This is a genomic window from Rhizobium sp. No.120 (assembly GCF_054558365.1).
Window position 1 is genome coordinate 1 of the sequence record NZ_BAAJNQ010000004.1, and the last position, 15471, is coordinate 15471.

Here is a 15471-nt window from a genome sequence, read left to right on the forward strand (position 1 = left end):
TTCGATTGGTGCGGCGTCTCTCTGCCTTGCGGGACGGGCGAAGCAAGCATGCCGGTCGGCTTCCTGCTGTCGGCTCCCAAGAACCATGATGAGCGGTTGTTGGGTGCAGCATTGGCGCTGGAGGAGATCGTCGCCGGCTAGAGTACCCAGGAAAAGTGCGCAGTGGTTCTGCCGGAATTGCGAGACAACAAAGGGATTGAGTGGTTCTGAGCTTCCTTGAAGAGCTGAACCACTCTATCGCGATTCCGACGTCGCCGTTCGATGGTGCGCTGCAGTCGAACGCTTGCCTGAAATGCTCGATCGCCTCGGCCCATCTTCAAGCGAGATAAGGGCCGATGCATTCGGCCACGGACGCCACGTCCTCGGCCCGCATGCCCGCAACATTGATTCTTCCGGAATCCGGCATGTAGATGCCGTGTTCGGCCCGGAGCTTCAGGACGTTTTCGGGAGAGATCGGCAGCAGGGAGAACATGCCTTCCTGGGCGCTCATCTGGGCGAGCTGCGGAAGAAATCGACCAAAGGCCTCTCCGGCCGCACGGCGGATTTCCGTTATTGGGGTCAGAACAAGATTAGTGCGAAATCGTACGCCAAGCGAATTTGTCCATATTTTCAGCAGTTTGCCGTCTGTGCTGAATAGAAAGTTTTAGGGGGAATATTGTTTAGGAACCCATTTTTAGAACGAGAACCGATCTCAAGCATCACTTTCTCGGCTAAACGTACGATTTCGCACTAATCTTGTTCTGACCCCTTTAACAACAGGGTGCGCGGGTTCTGATCCGTTCAAGAGCAAGGGATGGTCGATAGTGTGTGCACGCTCCAACGAGGTATTTGCTCTGTGTAGATCCGCCGCTTCAGGATGACTGTCTCTCGCGGATCGCTCGGAGCTGCGCCAAGAATGCTGTCGCAGTTTCCGTTGCTCGGATGCATCCGACGGAATGACATCCAATCCGTGGGCAGGGTGGTTCATCGTTTGCAGGGCAAGCCGGCTGATTTGACTGATCAACATGGGCGCGGGATCTTGCCCGCGCCCGGTTCGGCATTCGCGCAATTAGCTCCATGCGTGCAGCGGCGGCTTTTCGCCGTTCAGGAAGTACTTGCCGAGGATGGCGTATTTCCAGCGCACGGGGTCGTGCAGCGTATGGGTGCGTGCATTGCGCCAGTGTCGATCGAGATTGTGTTCGGCGAGCGTCGAGCGGGTCCCGGCCAGCTCGAACAGCTTGTTGGTGGCGGCGATTGCGATCTCGGTTGAGAGGATCTTTGCTTCGGCGGTTACGATCTGTGCCTCGGCCACGGTGTCCTTGGTCGGGTCCGCCACCGCGCGATCGATGGCATAGCCGGCCTTTTCCAAGAGCGCCTGCGCCGCATGGAGGCGTAAGGTCAAATCGCCGACGGCCTGGATCGTATAGGGATCGTCGGAGGCACGCTCGAGCCCGCTGTCCACCCAGGCGCGGCTCTTCGTGCGCACGAAGTCGATGGTTTCGTCGATCGCGGCTTGCGCAATGCCGGTATCGACCGCTACCTGGATGATCTGGAAAATAGCGCCGTCCGCGGTCGGCTTGTCGTAACCCTTGTAGCCTGGCACCAGATGGGTCTTGGGCACCTTGACGTTGTCGATGATCACCGTGCCTGAAAGCGTCGTGCGCTGACCGAAGCTCGACCAGTCGTCGATGACGGTGAGCCCTGGCGCGCCACGATCTGCAATCGCGTACCAGGCACGACCCTCGTCATCGAGTGCGACGATCGGCACCAGATGGGCAAGGAGCGCGCCAGAGGAATAGAACTTCTGCCCCTTGACGATCACATGGTCGCCGGCGTCGGTAAACTTGGTCTCGAAGTCGACAGCGCGCTTGGAGCCGAATTCCGAGAAGGCATTGCCGAAACGCGTGCCCTTCAGCACCTCGTCGAACAGCAGCTTCTGCTGCGCTTCGTCGGAAACCGTGCGGATTGCGGCGACGACGCCCAGGTGATTTTGCGCAACCTGGCCGATGGAGGAATCGGCGGCTGAGATGATCTCGATCACCTTGGCGAGCGTGGCGTAGGAAACTTCAGGTCCACCGAATTTTTTCGGCACGTTGATCGACCATAACCCGCTTTGGGAAAAGGCGTCGAGCTCGGCGGCTGGCCAAATCCGTTCCCGGTCGCGCTTGGCAGAGTCCGTGATGAATTCCGCCGCCAGCTTCTTGGCGACGGCGATGGCCTCGGCGTCGTTTTGGATGATATGGGCGGGCTCCGCCGGTCTTGCGATGGGTGGAACTGCCTTGGCGGCATTACTGGTCTTCACTTGCGAAATTGTCATGTGGAACTCTCCTCTTCAGATGTAATGGTTTAGGGATTGGCTGCCGGGAGTGTGGATATGACGTGGCCGCCAGTTGCGGCCTTACGGCCGAGATAGAGGTCCTGCACCTCCTTGCGCTGGCGCAGATCGGCGGCTGTCCCGTCAATGGCGGTGACACCGTGTTCGAGGATCGTTGCGCGGTCGGCATATTTGAGCGCGATGGCGGAGTTCTGCTCTGCCACGAGAATGGAGAGCCCTTCCTCTTCATTCAGGCGCCGCAGTGTCCGAAAAATGTCCTGGACGACAAGCGGTGCCAGACCCATGGAAGGCTCGTCGAGCACGAGCAAGCGCGGGCGCGACATCAGCGCGCGGCCGATCGCCGTCATTTGCTGTTCCCCGCCGGAGGTCAGTCCGGAGGTGGTGCGGCGCTTCTCCCTGAGCCGCGGGAACCAGCCGTAGATTTTTTCAAGATCGGTTGTGATTTCAGAGCGCGTCGCGCTGCGGCCAAGCCCGCCGGAGATCAGGTTCTCCTCCACGGTCAATGTCCGGAAGCAGTGGCGGCCCTCCAGCACCTGTACGAGCCCGGCGCGAACAAGTGTCGCTGGGCTTGCCGTCGTCACGTCGATTGCGCCGAAGCGGATGCGGCCCGCGACGATCTGGCCGCGTTCGGCCGGCAAAAGGTTGGAAATGGCTTTGAGCGTCGTCGTCTTGCCCGCACCATTGGCGCCGAGCAGGGCGACGATCTCGCCACGCTTGACGGTGAGACTCACCTCGCTCAGCGCCCTGATTGTGTGATTGTAGGTTGCCTTCACGCCTTCGACATTGAGCAGGATATCCGCATCGGCCATATGATTTTCCTTGGATCTGTCGCAGACCAGACCGGACCCGGCGACGGCAGGCGTGCCGCCACTGGGTCCGGTTTGCCGCCAATCAGTTGATGGCGGCCTCTGCATCCTGGGAGGTGCGCAGCTTGATGCCCTTTTCCTTGGCATAGGCCTCGGAGGACTTTTCGATGATGGGACGCAGCAGAGCCCAATCCGGTGCGATCCAGTCGGAAACCACCTTCCACTTCTTGCCGTCCCATTGCTGGAAGGTCACGTAGCCGTTGCCCTCATGGTTGTCCCAGGTGACATTGATGGAGTGGAACAGGTCCTTGGCGCCCAGCGCCTCGACGCGAGCCGGGTCGAGCTGCAGATGTTCGAAGCCCCAGCGCACTTCATCACCGGTCAGCGTTCGCTTACCGAATTTCGCCTGTGCGGTGCGGATCGCCTCGACGTTCAGAATGCCGTTGACGATGCCGAGATTGTGGTAGACCGAACCGATGCGGCTTTTGTCTTCGAGATTGCCCTTGCCCTGGTCGTAGAGCGTCTTGACGATCTCCTTGACGACCGGATACTCGGCGCCGGAAGCCTGCGTGGTGATCGCAGTGTAGCCCTTTGCGGCTTCGCCAGCGGGAATAACGTCTTCCTCGGAATTCGACCAGACATTGCCGATGATGTGATCGACCGGATAACCGACCTTGACGGCGGTCTTCAGGGCGACGGGATTCATCACGCCCCAGCCGCGCAAGACGACATAGTCCGGCTTCGCACGGCGGATGGTCAGCCATTGCGACTGCTGCTCGTTGCCGGGATGGGGAACTTCGATCTGCTGCAGGTCGAAGCCGTATTTCTTCGACAGCAGTTCGTAGATAGGGATGGTTTCCTTGCCATAGGGCGAACCGTGGTAGAGGACCACGATCTTCTTGCCCTTGAGACTGTCGAGGCCGCCGAGCTTGGAGGCAATGTAGTTCACGATGCCGGAGGTTTCGCTGTAGGGGTTGAGCAGCAGCGGGAACACGTAAGGGAAGACGCGGCCATCGGTGGAATCGGTGCGGCCGTGATTGATCGTGATCAGCGGCACCTTATCCTGGGTGATGCGGTCGATCATGGCATAGGCGATGCCGACGGAAAGCGGATTCCACGCTGCCGCGTTGGGATGGCCCTTCTGGCGTTCGTAGCATTCCACGCCGCGTTCGACCTCATACTGGGTTTCGCACTCGTCCCAGGTCAGCTTGACGCCGTTCACACCGCCGTCGCGCGTGTTGATCAGGTTCAGGTAATCGATGAAGCCGCCGAAGAAGCCGGTGCCGCCGGCCGCGTAGGGGCCGACACGATAGCTTTGCAGCGGAAAATACTGCTCGTCGGCATGTGCGGCGGGAAGCGCCACCGAGAAGGCGATCCCGGCGGCGAGCGCCGCGATCTTGAGTTTGCTGAAGATTGTCATTTCTGGATACACTCCGGGTGATGGCCGGCGAGATGACCGACCTGCATGGATCGAAAATGGATTTCTTGCTCTTGGGAGCATGTGCTCCGGGTTCAGTTCAGCGCCGTGTCAGAGCGCTGCCGATTCGTCTTGCATTTCTGTCCCAGAGGGCGACGAGGCCGTCCGGTTCGAGAATGAGAAACAGGATGATCAGGCTGCCGAGCACGATGCGCTGGCTCATGTCGAGCACGCCGGAATCAAAGATGTCGCCGAGAAAGAAGGCTCCCAATCGCGACAGGACGAGTGGAAACACCACGATTAGCCCCGCTCCCAGAAAGGCGCCGCGAATGGAGGCAAGGCCACCGATGATGATGATGAAGAGCACCTGAAACGAGCGATCGAGATTGAAACCCGCCGGTTCCACGGTGCGCAGATAGGTAAAGGCCCAGAGCACGCCGGCAACGCCGATGATGAAGGAGGAGATCGCAAAGGCGAGCAGCTTGGTCTTCAGGACCGGCACGCCGATGATGCGGGCAGCCGTCTCGTTGTCACGAACCGCGATGAAATTCCGTCCTGTCTGGGACGATACGAGCCGCAGCGCCAGAAAGGTCAGCACGGTGACGACCGTGAGCGCGAAAAGATAGCGGCCGATCGCGCCGTCGAAGGTGAGGCCGCCGATGCGAAGCGGCGGCGCGTCGATCACGCCGGAGGCGGAGTCGTTGGAAAACCAGCTGAACTTGGTCAGTCCCCATTGCACGAAAAATTGTGCCGCGAGCGTCGAGACCGCAAGGTAGAAGCCCTTGAGCCTCAGGCTCGGCAGGCCGAAGAGGATGCCGATCGCCGCCGCCGACAGGCCCGCGAGCACGATGCTTGCGATCAGCGGCAGTCCCTCGACCCGCAGATTGAAATTATAGGCACCGAAGGCGCCGACCGCCATGAAGGCGGCGCTGCCCAGCGAGACCTGTCCGGCATAACCGGTCAGGATATTCAAGCCGACGCCGGCAAGGCTGAGCGCCAGGAACGGCAGCAGGATCGCTTCGAAGAGATAGCTGGTGCCGACGAACGGGACAACGAGATAGGCCACGGCAAGGAGCGCTGCCGGCGCAATCCAGCGCGGAAGCGTCTGGGGGCCGCCGGCAATGTCGTGTGTCATGGAGGCCATGGTTCAGACCCTTTCGACGAGCTTCTGGCCAAACAGGCCGGAGGGGCGGATGAGCAGAAAGGCGAGCGCCACGACATAGGCAAACCAGCTTTCGATCCCGCCGCCGAAGTAATCGCCGAGATAGACCTCGGCGAGCTTCTCGCTTGCTCCGATGAGCAGGCCGCCGACGATGGCCCCGGCAACGGAGTCGAAGCCGCCCAGCACCAGGACCGGTAGCGCTTTCAGGACGACCAGCGACAGCGAGAACTGGACGCCGAGCCGAGCCCCCCAGAGGAGCCCCGCCACCAGCGCCACCAGACCGGCGGTCGCCCAGATCGTGGCCCAGATCCAGGGCAGGCGCAGGCCGACGGCAAGTGCGGCGAACTGATCGTCGGCGACGGCGCGGAAGGCGAGACCGACGCGGGTATAGCGGAAAAAGATCGACAGGAGCGCCACCATGATGGCCGCCACCGCCGCGGCGAAGATGTCGAACTGGCTGATGAGCACGCCACCGACGTCGAAGGGAACATCCTCGATGCCGAGGTCAAGGCCGTGCACCTGCGTTCCCCAGATCAGCTGCGCGGCGCCCTCGATGACATAGGAGAGGCCAAGCGTCGCCATGAACAGCGTGATGGGCGGCTTATTGGTGAGCGGCCGCAACACGACACGTTCGATGGCGACGCCGATGATGACCATCAGCGCGAAGGTGAGCACGAGCGCAAGCGCAAAGGGCACGCCTTTCTCGACCAGGCTGACAAAGGTAAGCGCCGCGAACAGCAGGAGTGCCCCTTGAGAGAAATTGAGCACGCCGGAGGTCTTGTAGATCAGAACGAAGCCGATCGCGACGAGCGAATACATGACGCCAGACAGCAGACCGCCGACAAGCACCTCTATGAAGAAAAGCCAATCGAACTCCGCCATCAGATTCCCGCTCCGTCTTCATTTTCCGTTGCGACGCCCAGATAGGCATCGATGACGCGCTGATCGGCCTGCACCTCTTCCGGCGTGCCGTCGGCAATCTTGCGGCCATAGTCGAGCACGGCGACCCGATCCGACAGTTCCATCACGAGGCCGATGTCGTGCTCGATCAGAATGATCGTGGTGCCATGGGCTTTCCGGGTTGCCTGCACGAAGCCGGCCATTTCCTGCTTTTCGGTCACGGTCATGCCGGCCATCGGCTCGTCCAGAAGCAGGATATCCGGTTCCGCGACAAGGGCTCGCGCGAGTTCCACTCGTTTCTGCAGGCCATAGGGCAGGGTGCCGGCAAGACGGTCGGCGACATCGTCAAGATGAAGGAAAGAAAGGATCTGCCGAGCGCGCTCGCGGGCATCTGCTGCCTCCCGACGCGCAGTGCCGATGCGTGCGATCTGACCGATGAAGTTCGAGCGGACAGTATGGGCTCGACCGGAGATGACATTATCGAGGACGCTCAGGCCCTTGAAAAGCGCAAGGTTCTGAAAGGTCCGGGCAATGCCGAGGTGTGCGAGCTTTTCCGTGGGGACATTGCGATAGCGCTTTTCGCCGATCCGGACATGGCCCCGATCCGGCCGATAGACGCCGCAAATGACGTTGACGAGCGAACTCTTTCCGGCGCCGTTCGGTCCGATAATGGCGCGGATCTCGCCGCGCTCAACACTGAGGTCGACATCGGCGAGAGCCGAGACGCCGCCAAAGGAAAGGCTGACGTCATCAAGCCCAAGCAGAACCTCTGCAGAAGCAATCGCCGCGTTGGCAACTGAATCCGCTTGAGCTGCAATTTCGATCCGACCGCCTTGAAGTCCCGGCAAAGGAGGGGATGTTTCGTACCCCTCGAGCGCATAGGTCATCGCCTGTATGTCCTTCCCTCTCACTGTGCCTCACAGCGTTCGTTGGCTGACGAGGCACAGGTTCCCGTCGGAGCTGTGAAGGCTCCGTTCTATTTCGCTGATTGCGGGGCCACGAATGCAGCCCGCTTCTTTCCGGATGCCTATTCCGCTGCGACTTGTTGCGCGGCCTGCGACGCTTCCAGTTCTCGCACCAGCGGAATGACGTGCTTGCCGAAATATTCGACCTCTTCCTGGAAATGCAGGAAGCCAAGGAGGATCAGATCGGCGCCTGCCTGCTTCAGGGCGACGACGCGCTCGGCGACCTGCCGTGGCGTGCCGATCAGGTTGGAGCGGAACCCGTCATTGTACTGGACGAGGTCCTCGAAGGAGGATTTCGCCCAGTTGCCTTCGCCTTCCGGCGAGGCTTTGCCGGCATTCTTCACCTCATGCCCGAAGGCATTGACCGCCTCGGGATTGGCCTTCTCGATGATCTCGGCGAGAACCGCCTTGGCTTCCTCTTCCGTCTCGCGCACGATCGCGAAGGCGTTGACGCCGATCCGCACCGAATGGCCATTCTCCCTGGCCTTGGACTGGATATCGTCGACCTGCTTGCGGATTTCGGCCGGCGTGTTGCCGTTGGTGAAATACCAGTCGGACACGCGTGCCGCCATGTCACGCGCCGCCCGCGACGAGCCGCCCTGGAAGATTTCCGGCTGCGGATCGATCGGCTTCGGCTTCAGCGAATAATTGTTGAAGCGATAGAAATCGCCGCGGAAGGTGAAATTGTCTTCGGTCCAGATGCCGCGCAGCGCCCGGATGAACTCCTCCGAGCGGCGATAGCGCTCGTCGTGATCGAGCCAGTGCTCGCCGATGGCCGCGAACTCGCCGCGGAACCAGCCGCTGACGATGTTGACGGCGACGCGGCCATTGGTCAGGTGGTTGATGGTGGCGATCTGCTTGGCCGCAATCGCCGGGTTCCACGGACCGGGCAAGATCGCCGCAATGACCTTCAAGCTGGTTGTCGATTCCAGCAAGGCATGGCTGAAGGAGACGGATTCATGCTGGAACTCGGCGCCGTAGCCCGCCGTGAAGCGGATCTGGCTGAGTGCATATTCGAAACCGCTCGCCTCGGCGATCTGCGCGAGCTTTCTGTTGTAGTCGATCGTCCAGCTCGTACGCTGCTCTATATTCGAGATGACAAGGCCACCCGAGACGTTTGGCACCCAATAGGCGAATTTTACGGCTTCGTTATTTGCATGCGACATTATGGTATTCCTCCTGATAGAATGGGCCGCATCTGTGCGGAATTCAGGCAATAGCTCGCGCGAGATGTGATTTGCGGTCGCTACTGTGCCTTGCAGACGGCGAGAAAGTACGGAGTTCTTCGATGGCTCGTCCGATGCGCTGGTGAATGACCGGGTTTACCAGGGCGTATTCGGTGAAATCCGACTCGAGCGCGTAAACTGAAGTCGGGAGCGTCAAAGCGCCAAAGAAGCCGAAAAGTGGCCGAAGCTGATGTTCGATCATCAAGCCGTGAAGCGGCGTACCACCTGTAGCCGCGAGAATGACGCTCTTTCCGGTGAGCGCCCGATAGTCGACGAGATCAAACAAATGTTTGAGCGCCCCCGTGTAGGATGCCCGATAGACTGGCGAGGCGACCACCAGCACATCGGCCGCTTCCACACGCTCGATGATGGCGCGTCCATCCGCATCGAGTTGGTCTGCTCGAAGAGCCCGGAACAGGATTGGCGCTGCTTCAACGAGATCCAGCCTGCTGACGTCAGCACCAAAATGGGTTTCGATCCCATCTGTGATGACGTCGACGAGACTTGTTGTTCGTGAAGGGCGCCGAACGGCGCCAGAAATACCGAGCACAATCATGCAAAACCCCTCAAATTATATTGATAATACTCTATAGATTTTATGTATTATCGAACAAACCTATCCCAAAATTTCCCGATTTTGAGGAAAAGATGATCTAACAATGCCATCTGATGGGACCGAACGACTTGCTGACTACCCTCCCAGAACAAGCGACGGGAGCGCAGCAGTAGCCGGACAGCGTCTCGGAAAGCTTTACTGCGAAGCAGGCCCCTCACGCCAATTATAGATCGCTATGCACATGCTTGAGGCACCGCGGAATGAATGCTAGCCAGAATTCAGCAGCGGGTAAGCGGATCCACGATTTTGGGTTCGAGGGTTCGACTACTCTCAAGAGCGGGGATCTCGACAGCGATGCTATACTATTTTCGAGAAAATAGTATAATGAGGATCAAGGTGAGTGGCGACCGGTATTGGGGGAGTTGAGGCGTCGCAGTGCCTACTGGGTAAAGCAGCCAGCTTGCTTACAGGTTGCACCTATACTAGATTTGCGAAAACGATATAAAGGCCGCCGTGATTAAGCAGATTGATCTCATGTTCCGCACCATGGTCGCGGAGCTCCAGCAACGGGCATTTGATGATGATTGGGCGGAAGACTTCCCCCCATCGGGCAGATTCGTGCCGGTGGCAGTCGATGGTCGGCGTTATTGGTATTTCGACCAACCCGATGGTGAGGGTGGGCAGAAGCGCCGGTACGTCGGGCCTGCCGACGATCCCTTGATTTCGGAACGGGTCGAAACCTTCAAGGGTGAGAAGTCTGACTATAAGGCCCGCCGCAAGTACGTTTCCACGCTAACGCGCGAAGCCGGTTTGATTGCCGCTGATCGCTTTACCGGCGATATCGTACAGGCGCTTGCCAAGGCCGGTCTCTTCCGGCTGCGGGGTGTTCTCATCGGCACTGTCGCTTTTCAATGCTACTCGGCATATCTTGGCATCCGTCTGCCTTCGGCGGCGATCCTAACAGGTGATGCAGACCTGGCCCAGGATTTCGCGATCTCCGCCGAGGTGGCGGATTCGCTGCCGCCGATCCTCGATCTCCTGAAAGGGCTTGATCCGACGTTCCGCGCAGTGCCGCATATCAGCGGCAGCTCTCGATCTCATGCCTTTCGTAATCAAACAGGTTACAGGGTGGAGTTCATGACGACAAACAGGGGAGCCGAAGAATATTCCGACAAACCCGCCAACATGCCCGCTCTCGGCGGCGCGTCAGCCGAACCGCTGAGATTCATGGATTTCTTGATCCGCGATCCCGTTCGTTCGATCTTGCTACATGGTGCCGGTATCTCAGTTGTTATCCCTGATCCTTGCAGGTACGCGGTGCACAAGCTTATCATTGCCGGCCGCCGCCAGAATGACGCCGGTGGCCAGGCCAAACGGGATAAAGACCTTAGACAGGCAGGAATACTATTCGACGCCCTGCCGGTCACGGGCCATGGACCATCACTGGCTGACGCTTTGGAAGAGGCATGGGATCGCGGGCCTGCTTGGAAGCTGGCGATCTCGGAAGCGGCCGAAACCATGCACAAGGAGTATTGGGACGCTATCAATCGAATGGTTGGCACTCTCAAGAGATAAAGGTTAGGCCTGCTCGAAAAGGCGGACTCTATGACAACGCTCATTCGCATCAGGTTGCGCTGAGCCTAAGCTTTGTCTGGCTCAGCTATCCGTGCCGCTTCGCAGAGCTACTTCAAAATCTTGGCGGCCAATGCTGCCTTGTCCTGCGGAAGAAAGCGACCATAGTGCTGTCGCACGACATCAGGTGTACTTACGCGTGAGAAGCGTGCAGGTCGCCAGTTCGTATCCCTTCACATCAGCGGATCCGATTTTACCGACTGTGGATGGGTCTTTGAAAAGTGGCCCTACAGCCAAGTGCGGAACGACTGCTCTGCGCCTTTATTTCAGTCACCAAGCTCGGGTCGACATGATTTCAAAGCCTGCCGTCCCGACGACAGAGACGAGCCGTTGCACCGCTCCCCTTGCGTTTCCGGCTTCCGTGAATTAAATGTAGTTACGTAACCACAAATATCGAGATCACGAACTTTGGAGCTTACCATGACCGTCACCATGCTTTCAGGCCGTGAACTCAATCAGGATCTTGGGCGCGCGAAGCGGGCCGCGCAGGAAGGGCCTGTGATCATCACTGACAGGGGACGCCCCGCGCACGTCCTCTTGTCGTTCGATGAGTACAAGCGGCTTACCGGCAAAATGCGGACTCTCGGTGATATGCTGGCAGCGCCAGGTGCGGATGACGTTGATTTGCCGCTCCCGCAGCGTACTGAATATGCCAGGCCGGTTGACCTGTCCTGATGCTGTTGCTCGATACCAACGTCGTGTCCGAGCTCCGCAAGGTCGCGAGCGGCAAGGCCGACCCCAATGTCGTGGTCTGGAACGAAACAGTCGATCCGGCCGAATGCTTTATTTCATCCGTGGTTCTGCACGAGCTAGAGATTGGCGTCCGGCTGGTCGAACATAATGACGCAGTCGCAGGCAAGGTGCTGCGCGGCTGGCTGGAAAATATCGTCCTCACGGCATTCTCCGGCCGCATTCTGCCGCTGGACGAGGCGTCGGCCGTTCAGGCAGCGAAATGGCATGTTCCCAATCCCAAGCCGATCAATGACGCCTACATTGCTGCGGTAGCCTTCACCCGGCGCATGATACTAGTTACGCGGAACGTTAAGGATTTCGATGGCATGGGGGTGATGCTCATGAATCCGTGGGATATGCCCGCGTAACAGTTGAGATTCCAGACAAGGAGTATGTCGCGGCCCAAGGGCGTTGCATTGGCCGAAATGGGCGGATCAAAGTCAAGGTAGATGAGAATGGAAGCGTTCACGTCGGCGGTGCCAGAAAGACTGGTATCGACGGAACGCTAAATTATTGATCTACCTTCCATCTCAAGGCTGACGTTGAGCCGATCCAAATAGCATGATGTGCGGTTCTGATCCCTTCAAGAACACAGGCTAGTTGGTGGGGCGCGTGACGACCACTAAGGTGCTGTGTTGTGGCTTTTGTTTTTTGGGACTGAAATCGACGCTTACTCGGGCTACCATCTGAGCACCAGACTTCAGGCTGCCCACAGCGAGCTTCGACAAGGGGGACGAGCGCCGTTCCGTTCCTTCGGCAAAATGCATCTGCCGCGAACGCAATATCTACTCAGGATCACCCGTGACGAAAGCCGGCCGGGGAGGTTCAGTGGCAGGATCGGAGGCGAAGGATTGGATCAAGCGGACATCTTTTCTGCTCTCCGATTCAGCGTGTCGAAAAGCGTGGTGATATCAGCTTCGTTGATCGCGTCACCGACATACCAGCTCAGAGTATCGTAGAAGCCCAGGAAAGAGCCGTTGAGCTTTTCGAGGATAGCCATCGCTTCATTGCCGGAGATGCGAAGCTTTTTCGTCAATAATTCTGTCAGAGCAGGTATCGCCTGTTCATTCGCGAAGACCAGCGCTGGCGGCGAAAGCGCGGAAAGGGCTGCCGGGGGGAAGCGCTCGGAATGGCATGCGAGTCGGCTTTCGAGGCGGATATCGCGCGAGGAAGCCGCCGCCTCGATGATGAAAGCTTCTGCATCGAGCACCCATACGCCGCGTGCGGTATCGAAATATTGGAAATCGCGCGCTGAAAGTGTCAAGGTCACAGCCTTGGCTTCGCCCGGTTGAAGCTCGACCTTGGTAAACGCCTTGAGTTCCCGGATCGGCCGCCGGGTGCCGGGCCTTATCGGACGGACGTAGAGTTGGATGATTTCCTTGCCAGCCACTTCGCCGGTGTTGCGGATGGTGACGCTTACCTTGCAGCCCATCGAGGGGCCGATTTCCTGCCTGTCAAGTGTCATGGCCTCGTAAGAGAAACGCGTGTAGCTTAGGCCGTGGCCGAAGGGGAACAGGGGCGTTACTGCCTTGAGATCATAGAAGCGATAGCCGACGAAAATTCCTTCGCTGTAGACATGCCGGCCGTTTTCGCCGGGATAAGTGTGCCAACCAGGAATGTCCTCGATGCGGACGGGCATCGTCGTGGTCAGCTTGCCGCAAGGGTTCTGTTCGCCGAACATCACGCGGGCAATGGCTTCGCCGCCGCCCTGGCCAGGATAAAAGCAAGCCAGCACAGCCTGGGCGGCATCCAGCCATGGCATTTCGACTGCATCCGGCGTCGTTAGAACGACGATTACTTTCCGGCCGGCCTCGGTGAGCCTGCGGATCAGGCTGTCGTGGCCGGCGGCCAGTTTTAAGGTGTCGCGATCATTACCTTCACCGTTGCGCGACTTCTCGTTCTCGCTGAAGACGATCACAACGTCCGCTGTCATTGCAGCATCAAGAACGGCTTGCGTTTCACTCTCCATTGGAGAACTTTGAGCTGTCGGGAAAGGCACATGGCGTACCTTGAGATGTCCTCCCGCACGTGCTTTGATCCGTTCAAAGGGGATATCAATACGATAGGGATTGGTCGTCGCTGACCCCGATCCCTGGATCGTCGGGACCAAGGCACCATCGCCAACCACGAGTAACTCGCTGGTAGCAGCCGCATCGAGCGGCAGTGTCTGCTGTTCGTTGCGCAGCAACACGATGGACTCAGCTGCGATCTGTTGGGCGAGGGCGTGGTGGCGATCCAGATCGACAGGGGCCGCGGGCAGCCTCTCGGCGTGACAGCGGCGGACGAGGCCGATAACCCGCTCACAAGCCCGATCGAGTATGTCGTCGGCGACCTTGCCTTCTTCGATAGCCAACAGAAGCCGTGCCTTGCGGGGTTTGCTTTCCGGCATGTCGAGGTCCGTGCCGGCTTTAAGCGATGCGGTCCGATCCTTGATGGCGTGCCAGTCAGACAGGACAAGCCCGTCATATCCCCATTCATCCCTCAGGATGTGTTTGAGCAACCAGTGGTTTTCCGCTGCTTGAACACCGTTCACGGGATTATACGCGCTCATCACGGTCCAGGGCGGGCTCTTTCGGATCGCCCGCTCGAAGCCGGCGAGATAGATCTCCCGCAGGGCCCGCTCATCCACATCGGAACTGGTCGTCGTTCGCTCGATTTCCGAGTTGTTGCAGGCAAAATGCTTCAGCGAGGCACCGATACCGTTGTCCTGCAGGCCGGAAATCAGAGCGGCGGCGAGATCGCCGTTGATGACTGGATCCTCCGAGTAATATTCATAGGCCCGGCCCGCGAGCGGCGTCCGCCGTGTGTTGATACCTGGTCCGAGCAGGACATGGATTCCCAGGCTGCGGCATTCGAGAGCAAGAGCTTCGCCCATGCGATACAGCAGCTCCCCATCCCAGGAACAGCCGACGAGATTGCCGTTCGGAAAGCAAGTGGCGGGTCGCGTCGTGCCGAACATGCCGCCTCTATCGTCGGCCTGTTGGTTAATCAGGTCGAGGAATGCGGCGAGGCCTTCTTCATCGCCGGTGCCGGCATCTATCTGGTTTGTCGAGTAGCGCACGCCGTAGGTGCCATCCGTCATCAGAATCGCGTCGATCCCCAGCCTTTCGATCGCGGCTGTTCTCCAGAGGCCTTGGCCGCTGACGAGAGCGACTTTCTCATTCGTCGTCATGGAGGCGACCAGCGATCGGATTTCCCCATCGTCCGCTCCGGGCATGGTGTGTCTTCCTCCGTCTGAGTGAATGGGCGCGGATCGCATGTGGTGCCGTCAACAGATCTTCTGGAGCAGTTCCATCAGCATCATGCGCTCGGCAGCTGTCAGCGGCCCCAGGGTCTCTTGCGAAATCTCCAGCGCGATGGAGAGATTACGATCTACAGCGGCCTCGCCTTCGTCGGTCAGTGTCAAGACCAGGCGTCGTGCATCTGCGGGGTCGGGCGCGGTGTGCACCAAGCCACGCTTGACGAGGCGGTCGACGACCCCTTTGATCGTCGCCATGTCCATTGCGGTTTCCCGACCGAGATTACCTTGTGAACAAGGCTGTAGATCCTTGAGCTTGACCAGTGCGGCCCATTGGGTCGTTGTGAGTTTCTCCGCCATCAGGCCGGCGAAGATCGAGACGTGGCGTTGGTTCGCCTGGCGCAGGAAAAAGCCGATCTGCTCGCCCAGTGCATATTGGGTGTGGTTCGGTTTTGCTGCCATATCTGCACCCTTCGCTCCCCGGGCCTTGTCCTTGAGTGGAATATCCATCTTGTCTCTCAGC

At 59.2% G+C, this 15471-nt stretch carries 14 protein-coding genes; 4 read left to right on the forward strand and 10 right to left on the reverse strand.

Annotated elements, in window-relative coordinates:
* Window positions 1-283: 283 nt before the first annotated feature.
* Complete coding sequence (locus tag ACYJRZ_RS13970) at window positions 284-637, forward strand: hypothetical protein (RefSeq protein ID WP_459459643.1); 354 nt, start codon at window positions 284-286, stop codon at window positions 635-637.
* A 411-nt stretch (window positions 638-1048) separates the two neighbouring features.
* On the opposite strand, the gene ACYJRZ_RS13975 is transcribed toward ACYJRZ_RS13970, so the two are convergent.
* From ACYJRZ_RS13975 to msuE, 8 genes are all read right to left on the reverse strand, one after another.
* On the reverse strand, window positions 1049-2296 hold the full coding sequence (locus ACYJRZ_RS13975) for an SfnB family sulfur acquisition oxidoreductase (protein WP_459459645.1): 1248 nt from the start codon (window positions 2294-2296) through the stop codon (window positions 1049-1051).
* Window positions 2297-2325: 29 nt separating this feature from the next.
* Complete coding sequence (locus ACYJRZ_RS13980; protein ID WP_459459647.1) at window positions 2326-3123, reverse strand: ABC transporter ATP-binding protein; 798 nt, start codon at window positions 3121-3123, stop codon at window positions 2326-2328.
* A gap of 82 nt (window positions 3124-3205) precedes the next feature.
* A complete protein-coding gene (locus ACYJRZ_RS13985) occupies window positions 3206-4540 on the reverse strand; it encodes an ABC transporter substrate-binding protein (protein ID WP_459459649.1) in 1335 nt (444 codons plus the stop codon).
* A gap of 97 nt (window positions 4541-4637) precedes the next feature.
* Window positions 4638-5681, reverse strand: a complete 1044-nt coding sequence (locus ACYJRZ_RS13990) for a branched-chain amino acid ABC transporter permease (protein WP_459459651.1) — start codon at window positions 5679-5681, stop codon at window positions 4638-4640.
* A 3-nt stretch (window positions 5682-5684) separates the two neighbouring features.
* Window positions 5685-6581: a branched-chain amino acid ABC transporter permease gene (locus ACYJRZ_RS13995; protein ID WP_459459653.1), complete on the reverse strand. Its 897-nt coding sequence runs from the start codon at window positions 6579-6581 to the stop codon at window positions 5685-5687.
* Window positions 6581-7495, reverse strand: coding sequence for an ABC transporter ATP-binding protein (locus ACYJRZ_RS14000; protein WP_459460574.1), 915 nt, complete (start codon window positions 7493-7495; stop codon window positions 6581-6583). The genes ACYJRZ_RS13995 and ACYJRZ_RS14000 overlap by 1 nt, the downstream gene beginning before the upstream one ends.
* Window positions 7496-7626: 131 nt before the next feature.
* Window positions 7627-8730, reverse strand: a complete 1104-nt coding sequence (sfnG, locus tag ACYJRZ_RS14005; RefSeq protein WP_459459655.1) for a dimethylsulfone monooxygenase SfnG — start codon at window positions 8728-8730, stop codon at window positions 7627-7629.
* A 43-nt stretch (window positions 8731-8773) separates the two neighbouring features.
* Entirely contained in the window at window positions 8774-9346 is a 573-nt protein-coding gene (gene msuE, locus ACYJRZ_RS14010) for an FMN reductase (RefSeq protein ID WP_459459657.1), read from the reverse strand.
* A 516-nt stretch (window positions 9347-9862) separates the two neighbouring features.
* Between msuE and ACYJRZ_RS14015 the strand changes: the two genes are divergently transcribed.
* The 3 genes from ACYJRZ_RS14015 to ACYJRZ_RS14025 all read left to right on the forward strand — a co-directional run bounded on the left by ACYJRZ_RS14015 (window position 9863) and on the right by ACYJRZ_RS14025 (window position 12078).
* Window positions 9863-10921: a nucleotidyltransferase family protein gene (locus ACYJRZ_RS14015; RefSeq protein WP_459460576.1), complete on the forward strand. Its 1059-nt coding sequence runs from the start codon at window positions 9863-9865 to the stop codon at window positions 10919-10921.
* Between the two features lie 477 nt (window positions 10922-11398).
* Complete coding sequence (locus tag ACYJRZ_RS14020; RefSeq protein ID WP_113349337.1) at window positions 11399-11653, forward strand: type II toxin-antitoxin system Phd/YefM family antitoxin; 255 nt, start codon at window positions 11399-11401, stop codon at window positions 11651-11653.
* Window positions 11653-12078, forward strand: a complete 426-nt coding sequence (locus tag ACYJRZ_RS14025; RefSeq protein ID WP_113349336.1) for a type II toxin-antitoxin system VapC family toxin — start codon at window positions 11653-11655, stop codon at window positions 12076-12078. Before ACYJRZ_RS14020 ends, ACYJRZ_RS14025 begins: the two co-directional genes overlap by 1 nt.
* Before the next feature lie 488 nt (window positions 12079-12566).
* Here ACYJRZ_RS14025 and ACYJRZ_RS14030 read toward each other — a convergent pair whose 3' ends face one another.
* Window positions 12567-14927 carry a beta-glucosidase family protein gene (locus tag ACYJRZ_RS14030; protein ID WP_459459660.1) on the reverse strand — a complete coding sequence of 787 codons (2361 nt, stop codon included), beginning with the start codon at window positions 14925-14927 and terminating at the stop codon, window positions 12567-12569.
* 51 nt (window positions 14928-14978) lie between these two features.
* The gene (locus ACYJRZ_RS14035) at window positions 14979-15458 is read right to left on the reverse strand and encodes a MarR family winged helix-turn-helix transcriptional regulator (protein ID WP_459459662.1); all 480 of its coding nucleotides are present in this window, start codon (window positions 15456-15458) and stop codon (window positions 14979-14981) included.
* Window positions 15459-15471 lie beyond the last annotated feature (13 nt).

Bases quoted from the DNA above. Each gene is read 5' to 3' on its own strand.
- ACYJRZ_RS13975 (WP_459459645.1), bottom strand. From the start codon at position 2,296: ATGACAATTTCGCAAGTGAAGACCAGTAATGCCGCCAAGGCAGTTCCA.
- ACYJRZ_RS13980 (WP_459459647.1), bottom strand. From the start codon at position 3,123: ATGGCCGATGCGGATATCCTGCTCAATGTCGAAGGCGTGAAGGCAACC.
- ACYJRZ_RS13985 (WP_459459649.1), bottom strand. From the start codon at position 4,540: ATGACAATCTTCAGCAAACTCAAGATCGCGGCGCTCGCCGCCGGGATC.
- ACYJRZ_RS13990 (WP_459459651.1), bottom strand. From the start codon at position 5,681: ATGGCCTCCATGACACACGACATTGCCGGCGGCCCCCAGACGCTTCCG.
- ACYJRZ_RS13995 (WP_459459653.1), bottom strand. From the start codon at position 6,581: ATGGCGGAGTTCGATTGGCTTTTCTTCATAGAGGTGCTTGTCGGCGGT.
- sfnG (WP_459459655.1), bottom strand. From the start codon at position 8,730: ATGTCGCATGCAAATAACGAAGCCGTAAAATTCGCCTATTGGGTGCCA.
- msuE (WP_459459657.1), bottom strand. From the start codon at position 9,346: ATGATTGTGCTCGGTATTTCTGGCGCCGTTCGGCGCCCTTCACGAACA.
- ACYJRZ_RS14020 (WP_113349337.1), top strand. From the start codon at position 11,399: ATGACCGTCACCATGCTTTCAGGCCGTGAACTCAATCAGGATCTTGGG.
- ACYJRZ_RS14025 (WP_113349336.1), top strand. From the start codon at position 11,653: ATGCTGTTGCTCGATACCAACGTCGTGTCCGAGCTCCGCAAGGTCGCG.
- ACYJRZ_RS14030 (WP_459459660.1), bottom strand. From the start codon at position 14,927: ATGCCCGGAGCGGACGATGGGGAAATCCGATCGCTGGTCGCCTCCATG.
- ACYJRZ_RS14035 (WP_459459662.1), bottom strand. From the start codon at position 15,458: ATGGATATTCCACTCAAGGACAAGGCCCGGGGAGCGAAGGGTGCAGAT.